The 18183-nt window shown below is 63.5% G+C and carries 14 protein-coding genes; 8 read left to right on the top strand and 6 right to left on the bottom strand.

All coding sequences use genetic code 11. The annotated features are described in order from the left end of the window. Positions 1–56: 56 nt before the first annotated feature. The 3 genes from PSH94_RS22755 to tam all read left to right on the top strand — a co-directional run bounded on the left by PSH94_RS22755 (position 57) and on the right by tam (position 2873). Positions 57–1451 carry an MFS transporter gene (locus tag PSH94_RS22755; protein ID WP_181081309.1) on the top strand — a complete coding sequence of 465 codons (1395 nt, stop codon included), beginning with the start codon at positions 57–59 and terminating at the stop codon, positions 1449–1451. A 9-nt stretch (positions 1452–1460) separates the two neighbouring features. Next, positions 1461–1976 carry a single-stranded DNA-binding protein gene (locus PSH94_RS22750; RefSeq protein WP_017849542.1) on the top strand — a complete coding sequence of 172 codons (516 nt, stop codon included), beginning with the start codon at positions 1461–1463 and terminating at the stop codon, positions 1974–1976. A 135-nt stretch (positions 1977–2111) separates the two neighbouring features. Next, entirely contained in the window at positions 2112–2873 is a 762-nt protein-coding gene (gene tam / locus PSH94_RS22745; RefSeq protein ID WP_305435855.1) for a trans-aconitate 2-methyltransferase, read from the top strand. A 20-nt stretch (positions 2874–2893) separates the two neighbouring features. Here the strand turns inward: tam and PSH94_RS22740 are convergent, their stop codons facing one another. Continuing rightward, the gene (locus PSH94_RS22740; RefSeq protein WP_181081311.1) at positions 2894–3457 is read right to left on the bottom strand and encodes a cysteine hydrolase family protein; all 564 of its coding nucleotides are present in this window, start codon (positions 3455–3457) and stop codon (positions 2894–2896) included. Between the two features lie 96 nt (positions 3458–3553). Between PSH94_RS22740 and PSH94_RS22735 the strand changes: the two genes are divergently transcribed. From PSH94_RS22735 to PSH94_RS22725, 3 genes are all read left to right on the top strand, one after another. Next, positions 3554–4525, top strand: a complete 972-nt coding sequence (locus tag PSH94_RS22735) for a GlxA family transcriptional regulator (RefSeq protein WP_305435854.1) — start codon at positions 3554–3556, stop codon at positions 4523–4525. A 172-nt stretch (positions 4526–4697) separates the two neighbouring features. After that, on the top strand, positions 4698–5807 hold the full coding sequence (locus tag PSH94_RS22730; protein ID WP_181081313.1) for a DUF3182 family protein: 1110 nt from the start codon (positions 4698–4700) through the stop codon (positions 5805–5807). Continuing rightward, complete coding sequence (locus PSH94_RS22725) at positions 5797–6552, top strand: S9 family peptidase (RefSeq protein WP_181081314.1); 756 nt, start codon at positions 5797–5799, stop codon at positions 6550–6552. The genes PSH94_RS22730 and PSH94_RS22725 overlap by 11 nt, the downstream gene beginning before the upstream one ends. A 3-nt stretch (positions 6553–6555) precedes the next feature. Here the strand turns inward: PSH94_RS22725 and PSH94_RS22720 are convergent, their stop codons facing one another. Genes PSH94_RS22720 through PSH94_RS22705 form a run of 4 tightly spaced genes read right to left on the bottom strand, consistent with a single transcriptional unit; the run spans position 6556 to position 10460 of the window. Next, complete coding sequence (locus PSH94_RS22720) at positions 6556–7512, bottom strand: lysylphosphatidylglycerol synthase domain-containing protein (protein ID WP_305435853.1); 957 nt, start codon at positions 7510–7512, stop codon at positions 6556–6558. Further along, on the bottom strand, positions 7502–8764 hold the full coding sequence (clsB, locus tag PSH94_RS22715) for a cardiolipin synthase ClsB (protein ID WP_305435852.1): 1263 nt from the start codon (positions 8762–8764) through the stop codon (positions 7502–7504). Before clsB ends, PSH94_RS22720 begins: the two co-directional genes overlap by 11 nt. Continuing rightward, positions 8761–9537, bottom strand: a complete 777-nt coding sequence (locus PSH94_RS22710) for an endonuclease/exonuclease/phosphatase family protein (RefSeq protein ID WP_181081317.1) — start codon at positions 9535–9537, stop codon at positions 8761–8763. Before PSH94_RS22710 ends, clsB begins: the two co-directional genes overlap by 4 nt. After that, positions 9534–10460, bottom strand: a complete 927-nt coding sequence (locus tag PSH94_RS22705) for a DUF72 domain-containing protein (RefSeq protein WP_305435851.1) — start codon at positions 10458–10460, stop codon at positions 9534–9536. The genes PSH94_RS22710 and PSH94_RS22705 overlap by 4 nt, the downstream gene beginning before the upstream one ends. A 159-nt stretch (positions 10461–10619) precedes the next feature. On the opposite strand from PSH94_RS22705, the gene PSH94_RS22700 reads away from it, so the two are divergent. Beyond that, positions 10620–12695, top strand: a complete 2076-nt coding sequence (locus tag PSH94_RS22700; protein ID WP_181081319.1) for a mechanosensitive ion channel family protein — start codon at positions 10620–10622, stop codon at positions 12693–12695. Positions 12696–12789: 94 nt separating this feature from the next. Here the strand turns inward: PSH94_RS22700 and PSH94_RS22695 are convergent, their stop codons facing one another. Continuing rightward, complete coding sequence (locus PSH94_RS22695; RefSeq protein ID WP_305435850.1) at positions 12790–17037, bottom strand: DEAD/DEAH box helicase; 4248 nt, start codon at positions 17035–17037, stop codon at positions 12790–12792. 167 nt (positions 17038–17204) lie between these two features. Between PSH94_RS22695 and PSH94_RS22690 the strand changes: the two genes are divergently transcribed. After that, positions 17205–18089, top strand: a complete 885-nt coding sequence (locus tag PSH94_RS22690; protein WP_181081321.1) for a sugar nucleotide-binding protein — start codon at positions 17205–17207, stop codon at positions 18087–18089. The last annotated feature ends 94 nt before the right edge of the window (positions 18090–18183 follow it).

Here is an 18183-nt window from a genome sequence, read left to right as displayed (position 1 = left end):
ACCCTCTCAATCGATGGGACTGGTAGAATCGCCGCCGGTTCACACGAGGTTTTTACATGCACGATCCCCACAGCGAACGCATGAGTAGCGGCGAGACCCGAGCGGCAGGTGGTCTGGCCCTGGTGTTCGCCTTCCGTATGCTTGGCATGTTCATGGTGTTGCCAGTGCTGGCGACTTATGGGATGGATCTCGCGGGCGCGACCCCCGCTCTGATCGGCCTGGCCATCGGCGCCTACGGCCTGACCCAGGCGATTTTTCAGATTCCGTTCGGGATCATTTCCGACCGTATTGGCCGCCGCCCGGTGATCTACCTCGGGCTGATCGTGTTTGCCCTCGGCAGCGTGCTCGCGGCGCAATCCGATTCGATCTGGGGCGTGATCGCCGGACGCATCCTACAGGGTGCCGGTGCTATTTCTGCTGCTGTAATGGCCTTGCTGTCGGACCTGACCCGCGAGCAGCATCGCACCAAGGCCATGGCGATGATCGGCATGACCATCGGCCTGTCGTTTGCCGTCGCCATGGTGGTAGGCCCGCTGCTGACGCGCGCGTTCGGCCTGCATGGACTGTTTCTGGCCACCGGCGGCATGGCGCTGTTCGGCATCGTGATCGTAGCCTTCATGGTGCCGCGTTCCACCGGCACGCTGCAGCACCGCGAGTCCGGCGTGGCGCGCAAGGCATTGTTGCCGACGCTCAAGCACCCGGATCTGCTGCGCCTGGATTTAGGTATCTTCGTATTACACGCCATGCTGATGTGCAGCTTCGTCGCCTTGCCCCTGGCCCTGGTGCAAAAGGCCGGTCTGCCCAAGGAACAGCACTGGTGGGTGTACCTGACCGCGTTGCTGATTTCATTCTTCGCCATGATCCCGTTCATCATCTATGGCGAGAAGCGACGCAAAATGAAACGTGTTTTGCTGGGCGCCGTCGCGACATTGATGCTCACTGAACTATTCTTCTGGCAGTTCGGCGACAGCCTGCGGGCACTGGTGATCGGCACAGTGGTGTTCTTCACCGCGTTCAACCTGTTGGAGGCTTCGCTGCCTTCGCTGATCAGTAAAGTTTCACCGGCCGGCGGCAAGGGCACGGCGATGGGGGTGTATTCCACCAGTCAGTTCCTGGGCTCTGCACTGGGCGGCATCATGGGTGGCTGGATGTTCCAGCATGGCGGTTTGTCGGTTGTGTTCCTTGGATGCTCAGGTCTGGCTGCCCTCTGGCTGGCCTTTGCTGTTACCATGCGCGAACCTCCCTATGTAACGAGCCTGCGCTTGCCGTTGTCGCCAGAAGCGATCCGCGAAGCTGGCCTGGTCGAGCGCCTCAAGGCTGTTACAGGGGTTACCGATGCCGTGGTTGTTGCTGAAGAAGCCGCCATCTACATCAAATTGGACACCGAATTATTGGATCGCGCGACGCTCGAGCAACTGGTCAACCCAGTGCCGACAGCGCGCCCAGCTTAGGAGAACGTTATGGCCCGTGGGGTTAACAAAGTCATATTGGTCGGTACATGCGGCCAGGATCCCGAGGTTCGCTACTTGCCTAACGGTAATGCCGTGACCAACCTGAGTCTGGCGACCAGCGAACAGTGGACCGACAAGCAAACCGGCCAGAAGGTCGAGAAGACCGAATGGCACCGCGTATCGATGTTCGGCAAGGTCGCGGAAATCGCCGGCGAGTACCTGCGCAAAGGTTCGCAGGTCTACATCGAAGGCAAACTGCAGACCCGCGAGTGGGAAAAAGACGGCATCAAGCGTTACACCACTGAGATCGTGGTCGACATGCAGGGCACCATGCAATTGCTGGGCGGCCGTCCACAGGGCGACCAGCAGGGCCAGGGCGGCATGTCCAATTCGGCACCGCGTCCCCAGCAGTCGCGTCCACAGCCAAGCCAGCAGCCACAGCGTGAGTCGCGTCCAGCGCCACAGCAGGCGGCACCGCAGCCAGCGGCGGATTTCGACAGCTTTGATGACGATATTCCGTTCTAAGGCTTAAAGCGTCGAAACGAAAACCCCCGATAGTCCAGGCTTCGGGGGTTTTTTATTGCCCGTTAATCCACTTGGTTGTTCTCGTGGGTGGCAGAACTTAGGCTAGGGCCAACTTCCAAAAAAAGGAAAGCCACAATGACCTGGTCTGCCAAGCAATACACGATGTTCGAACAGCAGCGCACCCGCCCGGTACGTGACCTGGTCGCCGCCATCCCCGATACCCATGTGCGCAAGGCCGTTGATCTGGGGTGCGGCCCGGGCAATTCCACCGAAGTATTGGCTGCGCGTTTCCCACAGGCGCACATCACTGGCATCGACAGCTCGGACAATATGTTGATCGACGCCCGTAAGCGTTTGCCGACCTTGAACTTCGAACTGGCGGACATCGGCGCGTGGCAGCCGTCGCAGGCTTTCGATGTGATCCTGGCCAATGCCTCGCTGCAATGGTTGCCGGACCACGCCACGTTGTACCCGCATCTGATCCAGCAACTGACGCCCGGCGGCACCTTGGCCGTGCAGACCCCGGACAACCTTGATGAGCCCGCGCACCGGCTCGCCCGCGAAGTCGCCGCCGATGGCCCGTGGGCCGCAAAGATCGGTGGGTTCCAACACAACCAGCGGCACGCGCCTGCCTACTACTATGAATTGCTGAGCAAGCACTGCGGCACTGTCGACGTATGGCGTACGACCTACCAGCATCCATTGGCCGATCATGCGGCCATAGTGGAGTGGTTCAAGGGCACGGGGCTGCGGCCGTTTCTAGCGCCTTTGAACGACGAAGAAAGGGCCGCTTTCCTACGTGAATATCAGGCGCGCGTCACCCAGGCTTATCCGGCCCTGGCGGACGGCACGGTGCTGTTGCCGTTTCCGCGTCTGTTTGTCATCGCCATACGCTGACAACAACCGCACGGTGGCGGTCAGGCCGCCGCCGCTTGCGCCTTCAGGAACTCATCCGCCGAAACCACACCCGCATACCCGAACGCCAGCGACGCCATATACGCCCCATGCACCTGCGCGGCCGGAATCACCTGCCCATTGAATTCCAGATCACGGGTGGCGCAGGCGTCATGGACCACCGTGACGGTGTAGCCCAGGTCCGCCGCGGCCCGTACCACGCCGTCGATGCACATGTGGCTCATGCTGCCGACCACTACCAGGTCAGTGATGCTGCGTTGTTCGAGCAGCGCACGCAGGTTGGTTTCGCGGAACGCATTCACGAAATGCTTGAGCACCACCGGCTCGTCGCCTTGATTGAGCACCTGGTTGTGCAAAAGCGCGCCGTCGGAGCCCGGGGTGAAGAACGGTGCATCCTCGGACGTGAACTCATGGCGCACATGAATCACCGCATCGCCGGCCTGGCGAAAGGCTTGCAGCACTTGCAGTGCCTTGTCGGCGGCGGCTTGCACGCCGTCAAGCGGCCACTTGCCCTGGGGGAAGTAGTCGTTCTGGATATCGATTAGGATGAGCGCCTGCTTGGCCATGGAGGTTGCCTCGTGATGGGTTGATGGGCCCAGTATCTTAGCTGGCGTCGCGCCCGAGGATTGGCTGCACCGACAATAACAGGGGGAAAACTGACAATGGCCGTGGAACGCTCCACCGTTGAGCTGGGTGTGTTGATCTACCAGGGCGCGCAATTGGCGGCTGTGCATGGGCTGACCGACCTGTTCGGCGTGGCCAATCGCATCGCCGCCGGGCACGCGTCCGCTCAGTTGCCGTTGCTGCGCATCAGCCATTGGCACGTGCAGGCCGAGGGTGAGCCGATGCGGGTATTCGACAGCCAGCCCGGCCCGGGTCTGCCACTGATGGCTCTGCTTGTGCCGCCCTCGATCTGTGGCTTCACCGATGAGCAGGCGCCGCCGTCTCTGCTGGCTTGGCTGCGCAAAACACATGCCGGCGGTACGGTGCTTGGCGGCGTGTGCATCGGCTCGATCATGCTGGCGCGCAGCGGTCTGCTGGACGGGCGCAGCGCCACCACTCATTGGTCATCCGCCGAGTCATTTGCCGCCCTTTACCCGGCGGTGCGCCTGGAGGCGGACAAGCCCATTGTGGACGACGGCGACTTGATCACCACCGCCGGGCTGATGGCATGGTCCGAATTGGGCCTGCGCCTGGTCGACCGTTTGATGGGGCCGAGTATCGCCGCCGACACCGCGCGTTTCCTGGTGGTCGAACACAGTGACAGCGCCAGCCAGTGCGGCAGCAACTTTGCACCCATCCTCGGCCATGGCGATGGCGCGATCCTCAAGGTCCAGCATTGGTTGCAGGCCAGCGGCGCGGTGGATGTGTCCGTGACCGCCATGGCCCAAGCGGCAGGGCTGGAAGAGCGCACGTTCCTGCGCCGGTTTCGCAACGCCACCGGGCTCAAACCCACCGAATACTGCCAGCACCTGCGGGTGGGCAAGGCGCGGCAGATGCTGGAGTTCACCACTGGCACCATTGACCACATCGCCTGGACCGTGGGGTATCAAGACCCCAGCGCGTTCCGCGCTATCTTCAAGAAAATAACCGGGCTGGCGCCGAGCGACTACCGCAGCCGTTTTGGTGTGTAAATCGTGCAGAACGCCTGTTGCTCAAGGCGAGGTCGTGCAGAATCAAACAGGCCATTGGCTATCGCATTGCCCCTAACTGACTGATTTGCCGACGCTGTCAGCCTTAGGGGGATTGGCCTGATCCCTGCAACTGTCCCCCTTACACACATGGCAGGATGGCCAAGGGGGACGCATGACCCCGATGCAATGCAAAAAAAGCGTGGTGGCGCATTCGACACGCAAAGGCGCGCCCCGGCATGAAGTCGACACCAACCGCGCCCTGGCCCGTTGGCTGGCGCAGATTCTGGGGCTCAAGTTCGGCGGCAGCTACGATCCGCAGCAACACGCGGGGCGTGATCTCTACCTGCTGCCCACGCAAACCATCGTCGGTCCGGCCCAGGCCCGTGCCCTGAATATCCAAGGCCCGGACGACCTGTGGGGCGGGTATGTGGAGCACGATTTCATCTGCACCAAAGCCATTACCCATGGCTTGCTCGGACCGAACGCCAAGGCACCGGATGGCTGGTCGCCGCAGTTCTGCGAGCAAGTGCGCGATGTGGTGCTCGACGGCCTCAGCGTATTCGCCTTGGGTGACGCGCGGGAGGCCGCCACGCGCCTGCTGTACAGCGGGCCGATCCGTCTGAAACCTGTGCACGCCTGCGCGGGGCGCGGACAGCAGGTCGTCCGTAGTCTGGACGAACTCGATGCCGTGCTGGCGCACCCGCAGGCGACGGCGATGTTCAATGACGGTGTGGTGCTGGAGCAGGACCTGCGCAACGTGGTCACTCACAGCGTGGGTCAGAGTTTTATCGGCGATTACGTGCTCAGTTACTGCGGCCAGCAATACCTGACTCAAGACGGGCAGGGCGAAGAGGTCTACGGCGGCTCCGACCTGCTGGTGGTGCCGGGGGATTACGCCGACCTGCTGGCACTGAAGCTGCCCGACGACGTGCGCCTGGCCGTCGAGCAGGCCAGGGTTTTCGACGCCGCCGCCGACCAGTGCTATCCGGGGTTCTACGCATCGCGACGCAACTACGATGTCGCCCAGGGCCTGGACAGCGAGGGCCAGCGCCGCAGCGGCGTGCTCGAACAGTCTTGGCGCATGGGCGGTGCCAGCAGCGCCGAGGTTGCGGCGTTACAGAGTTTTATCAACCACCCGGGCCTGCAAGCCATTCATGTGTCCTCGGTGGAAACCTATCACCACCAAGCGCTGCCGGCGGATGCCATCGAGGTGTACCGAGGCCCGGCGGAACACAGCGAATTTCTTCTCAAGTACGTAACGGTCAAATCTTATGACGGCTAGAAGCGAAAGCATTTCCATCGATATCGACGACGAACAAATGAGCGGCACGTTCCTGAGCCCCAAATCCAAAGTGCCCGGCGTGTTGTTTGTGCATGGTTGGGGCGGCAGCCAGGAGCGGGATTTGGAACGCGCCAAAGGTATCGCGGGCCTGGGCTGTGTCTGCCTGACCTTCGACCTGCGTGGTCACGCCGGCACCGGTATTCCACTGTCGCGGGTGACGCGCGAAGACAACCTGCGCGACCTGCTGGCCGCCTATGACCGGCTGATCGCGCACCCGGCCATCGACACCTCGGCGGTGGCGGTGGTGGGCACCAGCTACGGCGGTTACCTGGCGGCGATTCTCACCTCATTGCGCCCGGTGCGCTGGCTGGCCCTGCGGGTACCGGCGTTGTACCGCGATCAGGAGTGGCTCAAGCCCAAGCGTGACCTGGATAAAGCTGACTTGATGGATTACCGCAGTACCCTGGTGCACGCCGAAACCAACCGAGCCCTGCACGCATGCTCGGCGTTTACCGGGGACGTGTTGATCGTCGAATCGGAAACCGATGACCACGTGCCTCACGCCACCATCATGAGCTACCGCGCGGCGTGCCAGCATACCCATTCGCTGACCCACCGCATCATCGACGGCGCCGACCACGCTCTCAGCGACCCGGTGTCCCAGCAGGCCTACACCTCGATTCTCGTGGACTGGATCACCGAGATGGTAGTAGGCGAGCGCTTGAGCATCATCCAGTCGCGGTAACCCTCAGGCGGGTGTTTTCTTCACCCGCAATGCCTTGGCCTTGGCCTCAACGCCCAGGTACATCACCAGAGCGATCAGCAGCGGGCATATGAAATAGATCGCCCGGTACGCAATCAGCCCGGCCAGCAGGCTGCCGCGCGATGCCTCGTGTTGCAGCAGCGCGATAAACACTGCTTCCAGTACCCCGAGCCCGGCCGGGATATGGGTGACCACCCCGGCGATGGCGCTGATCAGCAGCACGCCGAGCACCAGTGGGTAATCCAGTTTGGACGGCAGCAGCGTGAAAATCACCGCCGCCATCAACGACCAGTTCAACGCGCCCAACGCCAATTGCAGGCACGCCATGCGCAACGACGGCAGGTTTATTTCGATACCGCGGATCGACCACGCGCGCTTCTTCGAGAACCGGCATGCCGCCAGATAACCCAGGCTCGCCAGCACCAACAACACCCCCACACCTTGCAAGGCGCCGCTGCTCAACTTCCAGCCGGGTGGCAGTGTCACCAGCCCGCTGCTGAACACCACGCCGGCCAGGGCCATGTAGCCGAACCAGTTGGTGGCCAGGCTCAGGCCGAGGATTTTAGCGATATTGCCGGTGCTCACCCCCAACCGCGAATACAGCCGATAGCGCATCGCAATACCGCCCACCCACGCGCTCAGGTTGAGGTTGAACGCATAGCTGATGATGCCCACCGGCAAAATCTGCTTCCAACGCAACGGCTGGCGAATGTAGGTGCGGCCGATCAGGTCGAAGCAGGCGTAGACGATAAAACTGCACAGGGTCAGCGCGCTGGCGATCAGGAGCGTGCGCAGCTTGAACTCGCTCAAGGTCTGTACCACTTCGCTCCAGTCGATGCGACGCGCGAGCATCGTGAACAACACAATCAGCAGCAGGAAGAACGCGATGGTCAGCGGTTTCCTCCAGCGCTTGAAGCGCGAACCGCCGTTTTCAGTGGTCATGGGCCTGGCTCTCAAAAGGTTTCAGACGCGGTTTGTGGGCCGGCAACCAACCCGTCAATACGGGAAAATGGCGCATCACATGGAACACCAGGAAACCCACGGTCAGGCGCCACAGCCACAGGCGTGGCTTGCGGTTTTCCGGCATGGTCTTGCAGTGGTTGCTCGCCAGCGTGTCCAGGCGCTCGTACAACTGCTGGTTGAACCCGCGGTCGCGGATCAGTACGTTGGCTTCCAGGTTGAGCGACAAGCTCAACGGGTCCAGGTTGCTTGAGCCCACGGTGCTCCATTCGTCATCCACCAGCGCCACTTTGCCGTGCAGCGGGCGCTGGCAGTATTCGTGGATCACCACGCCGTCCTTGAGCAGGTAGTCATAGAGCATCCGCGCCGCCAGCTTGGCCAGCAACACATCGGGTTGACCCTGCATGATCAGTTGCACGTGCACGCCACGTCGCGCCGCGTTGCGGATCTCGCGCAGCAGGCGGTAGCCGGGGAAGAAGTAAGCATTGGCGATCACCGCGCGTTTTTGCGCTTTGCTCAACGCATGGATATACGCTTCTTCGATGTCGTCGCGGTGCTGCAGGTTGTCGCGGTAAATCAGACGCACCAGGCCATCGCCTTGCTCGGCCGGCCACACTGCCGGCCGTTGCTGGCGCCGCCGCCAGCCGCGTCGTGTGCGCACCTGCCGACCGCTCTGTGCCAGGGCGAAGTGATGCAGGTCGGCGACCGCCGGGCCGGTGATTTGCACCGCGTAATCCTGCTTCGCTTCGGGGCCGAAATCGCCGAGGTGGTCGGCGGAAAAATTGATCCCGCCGATAAACCCCACGGTAGCGTCCACCACCACGATCTTGCGGTGCAGGCGGCGAAACCAGTTGGTGCGAATGCCCAGGGTCTTGGATGCCGGGTCGAACATTTGCACGGCCACGCCCGCATCCGCTAACGCACCGAGGAACGAGGGGCTCAGCTCGCCGCTGCCAAAACCGTCGAGGCTGGCGACCACCTTGACGCCCCGCTGCGCCGCCTCGATCAAAATACGCTGAAGCTCATTGCCTACCTTGTCTTCGAACAGAATAAAGGTCTCCAGCAGGATCTCGCGCTGGGCTTGGCGCATGGCCTCAAACACCCTGGGGAAGTACGCTTCGCCGTTTTCCAGCAGTTCAACCCGGTTGCCGCTCTGCCAGCCGTAATCGAGGTCGCGGGCCTTGGCTTCGTCCGGCGGCTGATCGGTGGAAATGTGTTCTACCGCAATGTTCATAGTTCGATCTCCACGGACAGCGGCACGTGATCTGACAAATGGGACCACGGCCGTGCGGTCAGCACGCGCGGGTTATGGGCGGTGAGGTTGCGCACGTAGATACGGTCCAGCGCCAGCAACGGCAGGCGCGCTGGAAAGGTGCGCGCCGGTTTGCCGTGGGCGCCGACGAAGACTTCGGTCAGCCCGCTCTGGCTCAGGTCGGCTTTTTGTCGCCAATCGTTGAAATCCCCTGCCACCAGCACCGGCGCATCCGCCGGGATTTGCGCGATACGCTGCTCCAGCAAACGCAATTGCTGCTGGCGATGCACCTCGCGCAGGCCCAGGTGGATGCAGAACGCATGCACTTCCTGGCCGGTGCCCGGCAGGCGCAGTACGCAATGCAGCAGGCCACGGTTTTCATGGCCGCTTTGGGATATGTCGAGGTTGTCGTAGCGCACGATCTGGAATTTGGACAGCAGCGCATTGCCGTGGTCGCCGTGGGGGTAGACCGCGTTACGCCCATAGGCGAACTGCGGCCAGATACTGTCGGCTAGAAACTCGTACTGCGGCATGTTCGGCCAGTTGCTGTAACGCTGCGGGTGCTGCTCGTGGGTGCCGTGGATCTCCTGCAGAAACACTATATCGGCGCCGATGCTGCGCACCGCTTCGCGCAGCTCGGGCAGGATGAAACGACGGTTGAGCGCGGTGAAGCCTTTGTGGATATTCACCGTGAGCACGGTAAAGCGCGTGATCGGCGTCGTCGGGGTGATGGGGATCAATTCGGGATGGGTCATGGCAACACTCCAGGTTCCGGCAGTTTCCCCGGCTCTGTGGCGAGGTGCGTATCCAGCTCGAAACGCTTGAGTAACTGGCGCGCATCGAAAGGCGCGCGCACTTTGATGTCATTGTCGAAAAAACAGAACACGTCGCGCTGCTTGCGCGCACGCGGCTTGTGCTGCGGGTCGGCCAGGTGCGCATCGGTTGGCTGCTTGCCCTTGCACCAGCGCTCGATGCGGTCGCCCCAACGCGTCAAGGCTTCGGGGGTATAGCCGCTGGCATACAGCTGTTTGTCTCCGTGCAGGCGCAAGTACACAAAGTTGGCGGTGACGTCTTCGAGATAAGGCCACTTGCCCGCTGTGTCCGCCACCACCAGGGCCACGCCGTACGTGTCCAGCAGGTGTACGAACTCGGGCACGGCAAAACTTGTATGTCGAATTTCCACCGCGTGCCGCAGCGCGCGCTTGCCGTGCGCCTGCAGGCTCGCCTTGCCGTTCAGGCGCGGCTCATGCTGGCGGGCGAGGGCGGCGGCTTGTTGGGTGTCGGTGGGCAGCTCCTTTAGAAACGCCTCGAACAAGGCCGGATCGAACTTAAAACTGGGCGGAAACTGCCAGAGGATCGGGCCGAGTTTTTCCTTCAGCTCCAGCACCCCGGAGGCGAAGAAATTCGCCATCGGTTTGTGCACGTCCCGCAAGCGCAGGATGTGCGTGATGTAGCGCGGCGCCTTGACGCTGAACATAAAACCGTCAGGCGTATCGGCGTACCACTCTGCGTAGCGCTTGGGCGTCTGCAGCGCGTAGAACGAGCCGTTGATTTCGATACTGTTGACGGCGCGTGACGCAAACTGCAATTCGCGTTTCTGGGGCAGCCCCTCGGGGTAGAAGTCCCCGCGCCAGGGCGTGTAGCGCCAGCCGGATATGCCGATGTGAATCGCCGCCATGGTTGCTCCTGTCAAGGCAAGGCCGGTTTGCCTGCGTGGTTGGATGACTGCCGGATTTGACGGAAAGTTTCGCGATTCCTACAGACGGCACATTCTCGGGAACGATCAGGACGCAAACCCGTCAGTTCCTTACAGACCCATGCGAAGGAGCCCGGTGTTTTGCTGAATTCAAAGACTGCATTACTGCTCGGCGCGCTGCTGTTGTGCGGCAGCGGCGCATTGCACGCCGCGGCCGCCGCGCCTGAACCCCAAGCCCCGGCCAAACCGGAATTGCTGGTGGAGGGTGGCCTGCTCGGCGCGATCAGCTCCAGCATCGACGACGTGCAGGACAAGCTCGATCTCAACCAGAACCTTATCGACGCCTGGCGCCTGCGCGCGGACCGGGCCGCCGATGAAGTCGGGCGGTTGGTCGACCAGACCGCGCAGCGTTCGCCGTGGAGCATTGCCGGGGACTTTGTGCTGCTGTCCTGCGTGTGGATCGGTGCCTTTACCCTGTTGACGTTGCTGGGGCGCCTGATCGTGCGGCGCCTCGGGCAACGCTCGTTTTTCCAGCGCCGCGAGCGCCTGCTGGGTGTGCTGGGTTACGTGGCGCCGTATACGATTCCAGCGCTGATCTGTCTGCCGTTGACCCTCTACGTCAGTCATTTTCTGCCCAGCTCCATCGGTCGCGCGCTGGCGCTGTGTTTCGCCTACGCCACCAGCAGCGGGATCTTCTCCACGTCGATGCTGTTGTGCGTGATCGTCATGTTCAACCTCGGGCACAAGCGGCGTGCGGTGCAGATCATTCGCGCGTACTGCCCGCGGCCGCTGTTCCTGATCGGCTTCCTTGCCGCCCTCAGCGACGCGCTGACCAGCCCGCAGATCGCACGCCAGCTGGGCGGCAATATCACCAGCAGCATCGCGGTGTTCACCGGCCTGTTCGCGGCGGTGATCTTTGGCGTGCTGGTGGTGCGCCTGCGCCGGCCGGTGGCGCATCTGATCCGTAACCGGCCGCTGGCCCAACGCCTCAAGCATCCGGCGTTGCAGCAATCGCTGCGGGTGTTTTCCGGGCTGTGGTACTGGCCCATCCTGTTGATGGTGCTGGTCTCGGCGATCAACTTGATCGGCGCTGGCGACGACAACCAGAAGGCCCTGCGTTGCGCGCTGTTCACCACCATTTTGCTGATCGGTACGGTGTTTCTCAGCACGGTACTGCAGCACCTGTTCAAGTCCCGCAGCCAGGTGGCGATCCAGCGCAGCAGCGCCTACAAGGAACGCTTCCTCAGCCTGTTGCACGCGATCCTGCGCATCGTCATGGCGATTGCGTTTATCGAGATACTCGGGCGCATCTGGGGCGTGTCGCTGTTCGAATTCGCCCAACGCAACTCGGTGGGCCGGGCGATCAGTGATTCCCTGAGCAGCATCGGCCTGATTCTGCTGGTGACGTGGCTGTTCTGGGTGGTGCTCGACACGGCGATTCAGGAAGCGCTCAAGCCGCCGGTGAACAAACGCTCGAGCCGCCAACCCAGCACGCGGGTCAAGACCATCCTGCCGCTGCTGCGCAATGCGGTGAAGATCATCCTGGTGGTGATCTGCGCGATCACTACCATGGCCAACCTGGGAATCAACGTCGCCCCGCTGCTGGCGGGTGCCGGGGTGGTCGGCCTGGCGATCGGTTTCGGTTCCCAGCAACTGGTGCAGGATGTGATCACGGGGCTGTTCATCATTATTGAGGACACGCTGTCGATCGGCGACTGGGTGGTGCTCGACTCCGGCCACGCCGGCACCGTCGAGGGCCTGACCATCCGCACCCTGCGGCTGCGCGACGGCAAGGGCTTTGTGCATTCGGTGCCGTTCGGGCAGATCAAGGCGGTGACCAACCAATCGCGGCAGTTCGCCTACGCGTTCTTCTCGGTGCAGTTCACCTACGACACCGATGTGGACAAGGCCGTGGAGCTGATCCGCGAGGCGGGGCAGTCGATCCGCGACGACGTGTTCCTCAAATACAACCTGCAAGGCCCGCTGGAGGTGTTCGGGGTCGACAAAATGGACCTCAACGGCGTGGTGCTGACCGCGCAGTTCCGCACCGTGTCGGGCGGGCAATATGCAGTGAGCCGTGCGTTTAACCAGCGCTTGAAAAAGCTTGTGGATAACTGTGACGAGGTGCACTTCGCGCAGACTTATCCACAGCAGGTGTTGCTGCCCAAGCGCATGGCCCAGGCGGATGAGCCGGACGCTGAGATGCCGGTGGTGTGATGGCGTCTGTCAGGGCCTCATCGGGGGCAAGCCCCTCCCACATTTTTTGCCGCCACTGTGGGAGGGGGCTTGCCCCCCTATGAGGCCCTCAAGCTTACAGCCTGATCAACTTCTCCTGCAGCGCCTGCTGATCTTCCTCCACCAGCAATTGCTGCTTGCTGCCGACCCTCACCGCCGCCGGCAGCCCGTCGCGATACACGATGCGATTGCCACTCACCGCTGGCACCTTGTTGCCCGGCAATAACGTCCCCACCAGGTTCAACGGGTCCGCACCGCACACCGCCACCAGGCGCCCGTCATGGGGCCGACGCCGTACTTCGCGCAGTAACGGTATCGCTTCCGGCAGGGCAAATTGTTCACCGGCCAGGCCACTCACAAACCGTCCGCCGCGGATTTCCCCACGGGCTTCCAAGCGGTGGAAGGTGCGCAGCAATTCGCGCCAGCTCGGCAGCCAATCGGCCTCGCGCTCCAGCAGGCGCCAGAACACCACGCCGTAGCGGCGCAGCAGGGTCATCGCCACGTGCTCCAGGGTTTCGGCCGAGTGCGGGCCGGCGGCGCTCGGTGGGCGACGAATCAGCGCCCAGCGCCCGGCATCGTCCATGCCGCCGATAAACGCACCGCGCCCGCGTCGGCTGCTGCGGGCCTGGCGCTTGCTGGCGGGGGTGGTCAGTGCGCGCAGGCCGGCGAAGCTGTCGGCATTCACCAGGCCGGCGCCCACCAGTTCCAGCAGCGCGGTCTCCAGTTCGCTGCGCAGCAGATGGGCCTCGTGCACCAGCTCGTCGAAAAACAGCGCGCCGTGTTCGCGCAGCGCCCCGTGGGCTTTCTGCGCCTTGGGCGACAGGGTTGTGCAGTCGGCCGCGTCGGCCAGGCCGCTCCACATACCCACTTGGCTGCGCGGCAGCAGTACCACCGGCGTGCTGCGCTGGGCACTCGCGCTGGGTTTGTCAGTCAGGCGCATCCATACCCATTTGCCGCTGCGGCATAGGTCATCGAGCCAAGTCGGTGAGTAATCCTTGAGCCGAACGTTGAGTAGATCGCTGTCCCACGCCGACGCGGCGGCGGCATAGCCTTCGAATTGCCCGATAATCTGCGCCAACATGGCGCTGCCTTGGCCCCGGGTTTCATCGGACAGGTGCTGCCAATCGAACAGAAACCGCATGAAATCCTGCAGCGCCACCGGTTCGATTTCCCGGCGCAGACGCTTGACGGTGTAGCGATGGATGCGCGCCAGCAGGTGGCGCTCGCACCACTGTTCGCTGTCGGCGCCGGGGCTGAAGTGGCCGCGCAGCACGTAGCCTTCCTGCTCCAGCCGGGCCATGCCCTGGGCGATGTCGGCCGGCGGCAAGGCCAGGGGCGCGGCGATCTGGGCCAGGGTCTGCGGGCCGAAACCACTGAGGCGTGCGCGCAGCACTTCCGCCAGAGCGTCCTCATGGCTCCAGGGCTCGTCGAAGCCCGGCAGCAGCGGCAGGTGGTGGGGCACGAGCGCCTGCCAGATATTCAGGCGCTCCACCGCTGCCCACAATCCGTTGGGCAAACGATGGGCGCGCCCGGCTTTGGCCAGCGCCTGCAGCCAGTTGGCCCAGGGCGGCGTGATTTCGCTGGGGGCGATGCCGCCCAGGCTCATCAGCGCTTCGTGCATTTCATCCACGCCCTGAGGCGCCGGCCAGGCCTCTTCGCGCACGCCGGCGATGGCCTCGGCATCCAATGCACCGAGGTCGTCGGTGCTCTGCGGGTCGCTCCAGCGGCGATTGAGCACGGCCTGAGTACGACGTTCTTCCAGCGGCGCGTCATCCAGAAAGGTGTAGGGGCGCGCGCTGAGAATTTCTGCGGCCATGGGTGAGGGGGCCGGCAGATCGCGGCTGACCAGGCGCACCTGGCCGCTTTCCATGCGCCGCAGCAGGGCCAGCCAGCCATCGCTGTCCATGGCGTCGTGCAGGCAATCGTCGAGGGTTTGCTCGACCAATGGATGCTCGGGTACTTCGCGCTCGCCGGCGAGGTTTTCCAGGCAGGCGATCTGGTCGGGGAACACACTGGCGATCAGGTCTTCGCTTTTCATGCGCTGGATTTGCGGGGCCACCTTGCGCCCACCGGTGTAGCGTGGCAACGCCAGGGCCACGCCGGCGTTCCAACGCCAGCGCACGCCGAACAGCGGCGCGTCGAGCACGGCCTGGATCAACAGGTGTTCGGCGCTCTGGCTGTTGAGGTAACGCCACACCTCGTCCAGCGCGAAGCTGTGGCTGGTGGACAGCGAGAGCACGATCGCGTTTTCGCTGGCCGCCGCCTGCAATTCGAAATTGAAGGTGCGGCAGAAACGCTTGCGCAGGGCCAGGCCCCAGGCGCGGTTGATGCGACTGCCGAACGGCGTATGGATGATCAACTGGGTACCGCCGGAAGCGTCGAAGAACCGCTCCATGATCAGCGTGTCCTGGGACGGCAGCGCGCTGAGGGCCAGGCGCGTGCGGGCCAGGTAATCGAGGATCTGCTCGGCGCTGGCGTGGTTCAGGCCCAGGGTTTCGGTAAGCCACGCCGATGCCCCGCGCAGGTCCCCGGGTGTGGCGCTGAGCAGGCTGTCCATCTGCCCCTGCAGGCGGGCCACGGCGGCCGATAATTCATGGCTGCGCCCTGGTGCTTCGCCCAGCCAGAACGGAATGGTCGGCGGCTGGCCGTGGGCGTCCTCCACGCGTACTTTGCCGGCGTCGACCCGCAGGATGCGGTAGGAGGTATTGCCCAGCTGGAAGATATCCCCGGCGATGCTTTCCACCGCGAAATCCTCGTTGACGCTGCCGATGTTCAACCCCTGGGGTTCGAGCAAGACGCTGTAGTCGGCGTTATCCGGGATCGTGCCGCCGCTGGTCACGGCGGTCAGCCGCGCGCCACGCCGGCCGCGCAGGGTGCGGGTCAGGGCGTCGCGGTGCAGGTAGGCGCTGCGGATGCCCTGGCGACCGTTGTAGCCGTCGGCAAGCATGTGCAGCAGCGCCTGGTAGTGGCGCTCATCCAGTTCGGCATAAGGCGCGGCGCGGTGGATCAGCGCCAGCAGGGCCTGCTCCGACCACTCCTGGGCGCTGACCTCGGCGATGATCTGCTGCGCCAGCACATCCAGCGGTGCAACGGGGATGTGCAGCGTGTCCAGTTCGCCGCGCCGCACACAGTCGAGCAGTGCGGCGCATTCGATCAGATCATCGCGGGTGAGGGCGAATAAACGTCCCTTGGGTGTGCCGCCCACATGGTGGCCGGAGCGCCCGACCCGTTGCAGAAACCCGTTGATGGACCCGGGCGAGCCGATCTGGCACACCAGGTCGACGTCGCCGATATCGATTCCCAGCTCCAGGGAGGCAGTGGCGATCAGCACTTGCAGCTCGCCGGCCTTGAGACGTTGCTCGGCATCCAGGCGCATTTCCTTGGCCAGGCTGCCGTGGTGGGCGGCCACCGCGGTTTTACCCAGGCGTTCGCTCAAGTGCCGGGCCAGGCGTTCGGCCAGGCGCCGGGTGTTGACGAAGATCAGCGTAGTGCGGTGTTCGCGGGCCAGATCGGCGAGGCGGTTGTAGACCAGCTCCCAGACATCGTTAGCCATCACCGCCGACAGCGGCACCGGCGGTACTTCGATGTCCAGGTCACGGGGGCGCGCGTGGCCGATGTCGACAATGGCGCATGGGCGGCCGGTGCCGACCAGAAAGCGCGACACGGCGTCGATGGGTTTTTGCGTGGCCGACAAGCCGATGCGTGTCAGCGGTTCGCTGCACAAGCCTTGCAGCCGCTCCAGGCTCAGCGCCAGGTGGCTGCCGCGCTTACCGGCGGCAATGGCGTGGATTTCATCGACGATCACCGTGCGCGTGGTGGCGAGCATCTGCCGGCCGGAGTCCGAGCCCAGCAGTACATAGAGCGATTCCGGTGTGGTCACCAGGATATGCGGCGGGCGTTTGCGCATCTGTGCGCGGTCTTTTTGCGGGGTGTCGCCGGTGCGCACGGCTGTGCGTATCGTCAGCGCTGGCAGGCCTTGCTGTTGCAAGTGCCGAGTGATGCCCGTCAGTGGGGTTTGCAGGTTGATCTGGATGTCGTTGGACAGCGCCTTGAGTGGCGACACATACACCACGAGCGTCTCATCCGGCAGTTCGCCGCCGTTGGCCAACCCTTGGTGGACCAGCTCATCGAGCACTGCCAGAAACGCTGTCAGCGTCTTGCCGGAGCCGGTGGGCGCAGCGATCAGGGTCGAGCGGCGCTGGCGAATCAGCGGCCACGCCTGCGCCTGGGCGTCGGTCACCGAGGGGAAGCTTTCGCGGAACCAGGCGCTGACGGCGGGGTGGAAACCGCGCAGGGCTGTGTCGATGGATTCAAGTGCGTTCATGGAGTGATTGATACTGCCAGTTCCAACAAGTTGCAAACCCGTACTTTATCCGTGACGGTTGCGCTACAAACCCGCAAAATGCAACGATTCTGGCAACTATCCACGGCACGGCCCACAGCCCTGCCGACCCCAACCATCGTTCCAAACAGACCGGGCCTGCTCAATCTATGCGAATGCGCCTTATGTTACTGGGCGGCGGGAATGCCCTCGGGCAGGCGCTGATTCGCCTCGGTGCGGAGGAAGACATCGGTTTCCTCGCCCCCAAACCGCCCCAAGACGGCTGGGATGCCGCAAGCCTTACCCAATTGCTCGACGACACCCGTCCCGATGCGTTGATCAACCTCGCCTACTATTTCGACTGGTTCCAGGCCGAAGCGGTCAGTGAAACGCGCCTGGCCGCCCAGGAATTCGCTATCGAGCGCCTGGCCGAACTGTGTCAGCACCACACCATCACCTTGCTGCAACCGTCCAGCTACCGCGTGTTTGATGGCTCGCGCGCCACCGCCTACAGCGAAAAGGACGAGCCTGTGCCGCTGGGCCTGCGCGGCCAGGCGTTGTGGCGCATTGAACAAAGCGTGCGCGCCGCGTGCCCGCAACATGTGTTGCTGCGTTTTGGCTGGCTGCTGGACGACAGTGTCGATGGCACCCTCGGGCGCTTTCTGGCCAAGGCTGAGCAACCGGGGCAATTGCTGATGGCGGACGACCGTCGCGGCAACCCGACGCCAGTGGACGACGCCGCTCGGGTGATCATTTCGGTACTCAAGCAACTCGATTGCGCGGCGCCGCTGTGGGGCACGTACCACTACGCCGGCCATGAGGCGACCACGCCGCTGGCGCTGGGGCAGGCCATCCTTACCGAAGCGCGCAGCTTTCACCCGTTGGCCATCGAATCACCCACCGCCCAGGCCCACGCCGCCCGCCCGGATGCCAGCGAAGAACCCCAGCACGGCGTACTGGCCTGCAAGAAAATCCTGCACACGTTCGGCATCAAGCCCCGCGCCTGGCGTGCGGGGCTGCCAGCCTTGCTGGACCGCTTCTACCGCCGCAGCTGAATGTGAGAGGGGGCTTGCCCCGACAGCGGTGGGTCAGTCAATGAACCGGTGACTGACACTCTGCTATCGGGGGCAAGCCCCCTCTCATATTGGT

Origin of the sequence: Pseudomonas sp. FP2254 (genome assembly GCF_030687695.1) — a bacterium.
Classification (GTDB): domain Bacteria; phylum Pseudomonadota; class Gammaproteobacteria; order Pseudomonadales; family Pseudomonadaceae; genus Aquipseudomonas; species Aquipseudomonas quebecensis.
The sequence above is the reverse complement of the archived record's forward strand: the minus strand, read 5'-3'. Positions and strand labels throughout refer to the sequence as shown.

Excerpts from the sequence above, each read along its gene's own strand:
- clsB (WP_305435852.1), bottom strand. The coding sequence starts at position 8,764 with ATGAACATTGCGGTAGAACACATTTCCACCGATCAGCCGCCGGACGAA.
- tam (WP_305435855.1), top strand. The coding sequence starts at position 2,112 with ATGACCTGGTCTGCCAAGCAATACACGATGTTCGAACAGCAGCGCACC.
- PSH94_RS22710 (WP_181081317.1), bottom strand. The coding sequence starts at position 9,537 with ATGACCCATCCCGAATTGATCCCCATCACCCCGACGACGCCGATCACG.
- PSH94_RS22725 (WP_181081314.1), top strand. The coding sequence starts at position 5,797 with ATGACGGCTAGAAGCGAAAGCATTTCCATCGATATCGACGACGAACAA.
- PSH94_RS22720 (WP_305435853.1), bottom strand. The coding sequence starts at position 7,512 with ATGACCACTGAAAACGGCGGTTCGCGCTTCAAGCGCTGGAGGAAACCG.
- PSH94_RS22695 (WP_305435850.1), bottom strand. The coding sequence starts at position 17,037 with ATGAACGCACTTGAATCCATCGACACAGCCCTGCGCGGTTTCCACCCC.
- PSH94_RS22730 (WP_181081313.1), top strand. The coding sequence starts at position 4,698 with ATGACCCCGATGCAATGCAAAAAAAGCGTGGTGGCGCATTCGACACGC.
- PSH94_RS22750 (WP_017849542.1), top strand. The coding sequence starts at position 1,461 with ATGGCCCGTGGGGTTAACAAAGTCATATTGGTCGGTACATGCGGCCAG.
- PSH94_RS22740 (WP_181081311.1), bottom strand. The coding sequence starts at position 3,457 with ATGGCCAAGCAGGCGCTCATCCTAATCGATATCCAGAACGACTACTTC.
- PSH94_RS22690 (WP_181081321.1), top strand. The coding sequence starts at position 17,205 with ATGCGAATGCGCCTTATGTTACTGGGCGGCGGGAATGCCCTCGGGCAG.
- PSH94_RS22735 (WP_305435854.1), top strand. The coding sequence starts at position 3,554 with ATGGCCGTGGAACGCTCCACCGTTGAGCTGGGTGTGTTGATCTACCAG.
- PSH94_RS22755 (WP_181081309.1), top strand. The coding sequence starts at position 57 with ATGCACGATCCCCACAGCGAACGCATGAGTAGCGGCGAGACCCGAGCG.
- PSH94_RS22705 (WP_305435851.1), bottom strand. The coding sequence starts at position 10,460 with ATGGCGGCGATTCACATCGGCATATCCGGCTGGCGCTACACGCCCTGG.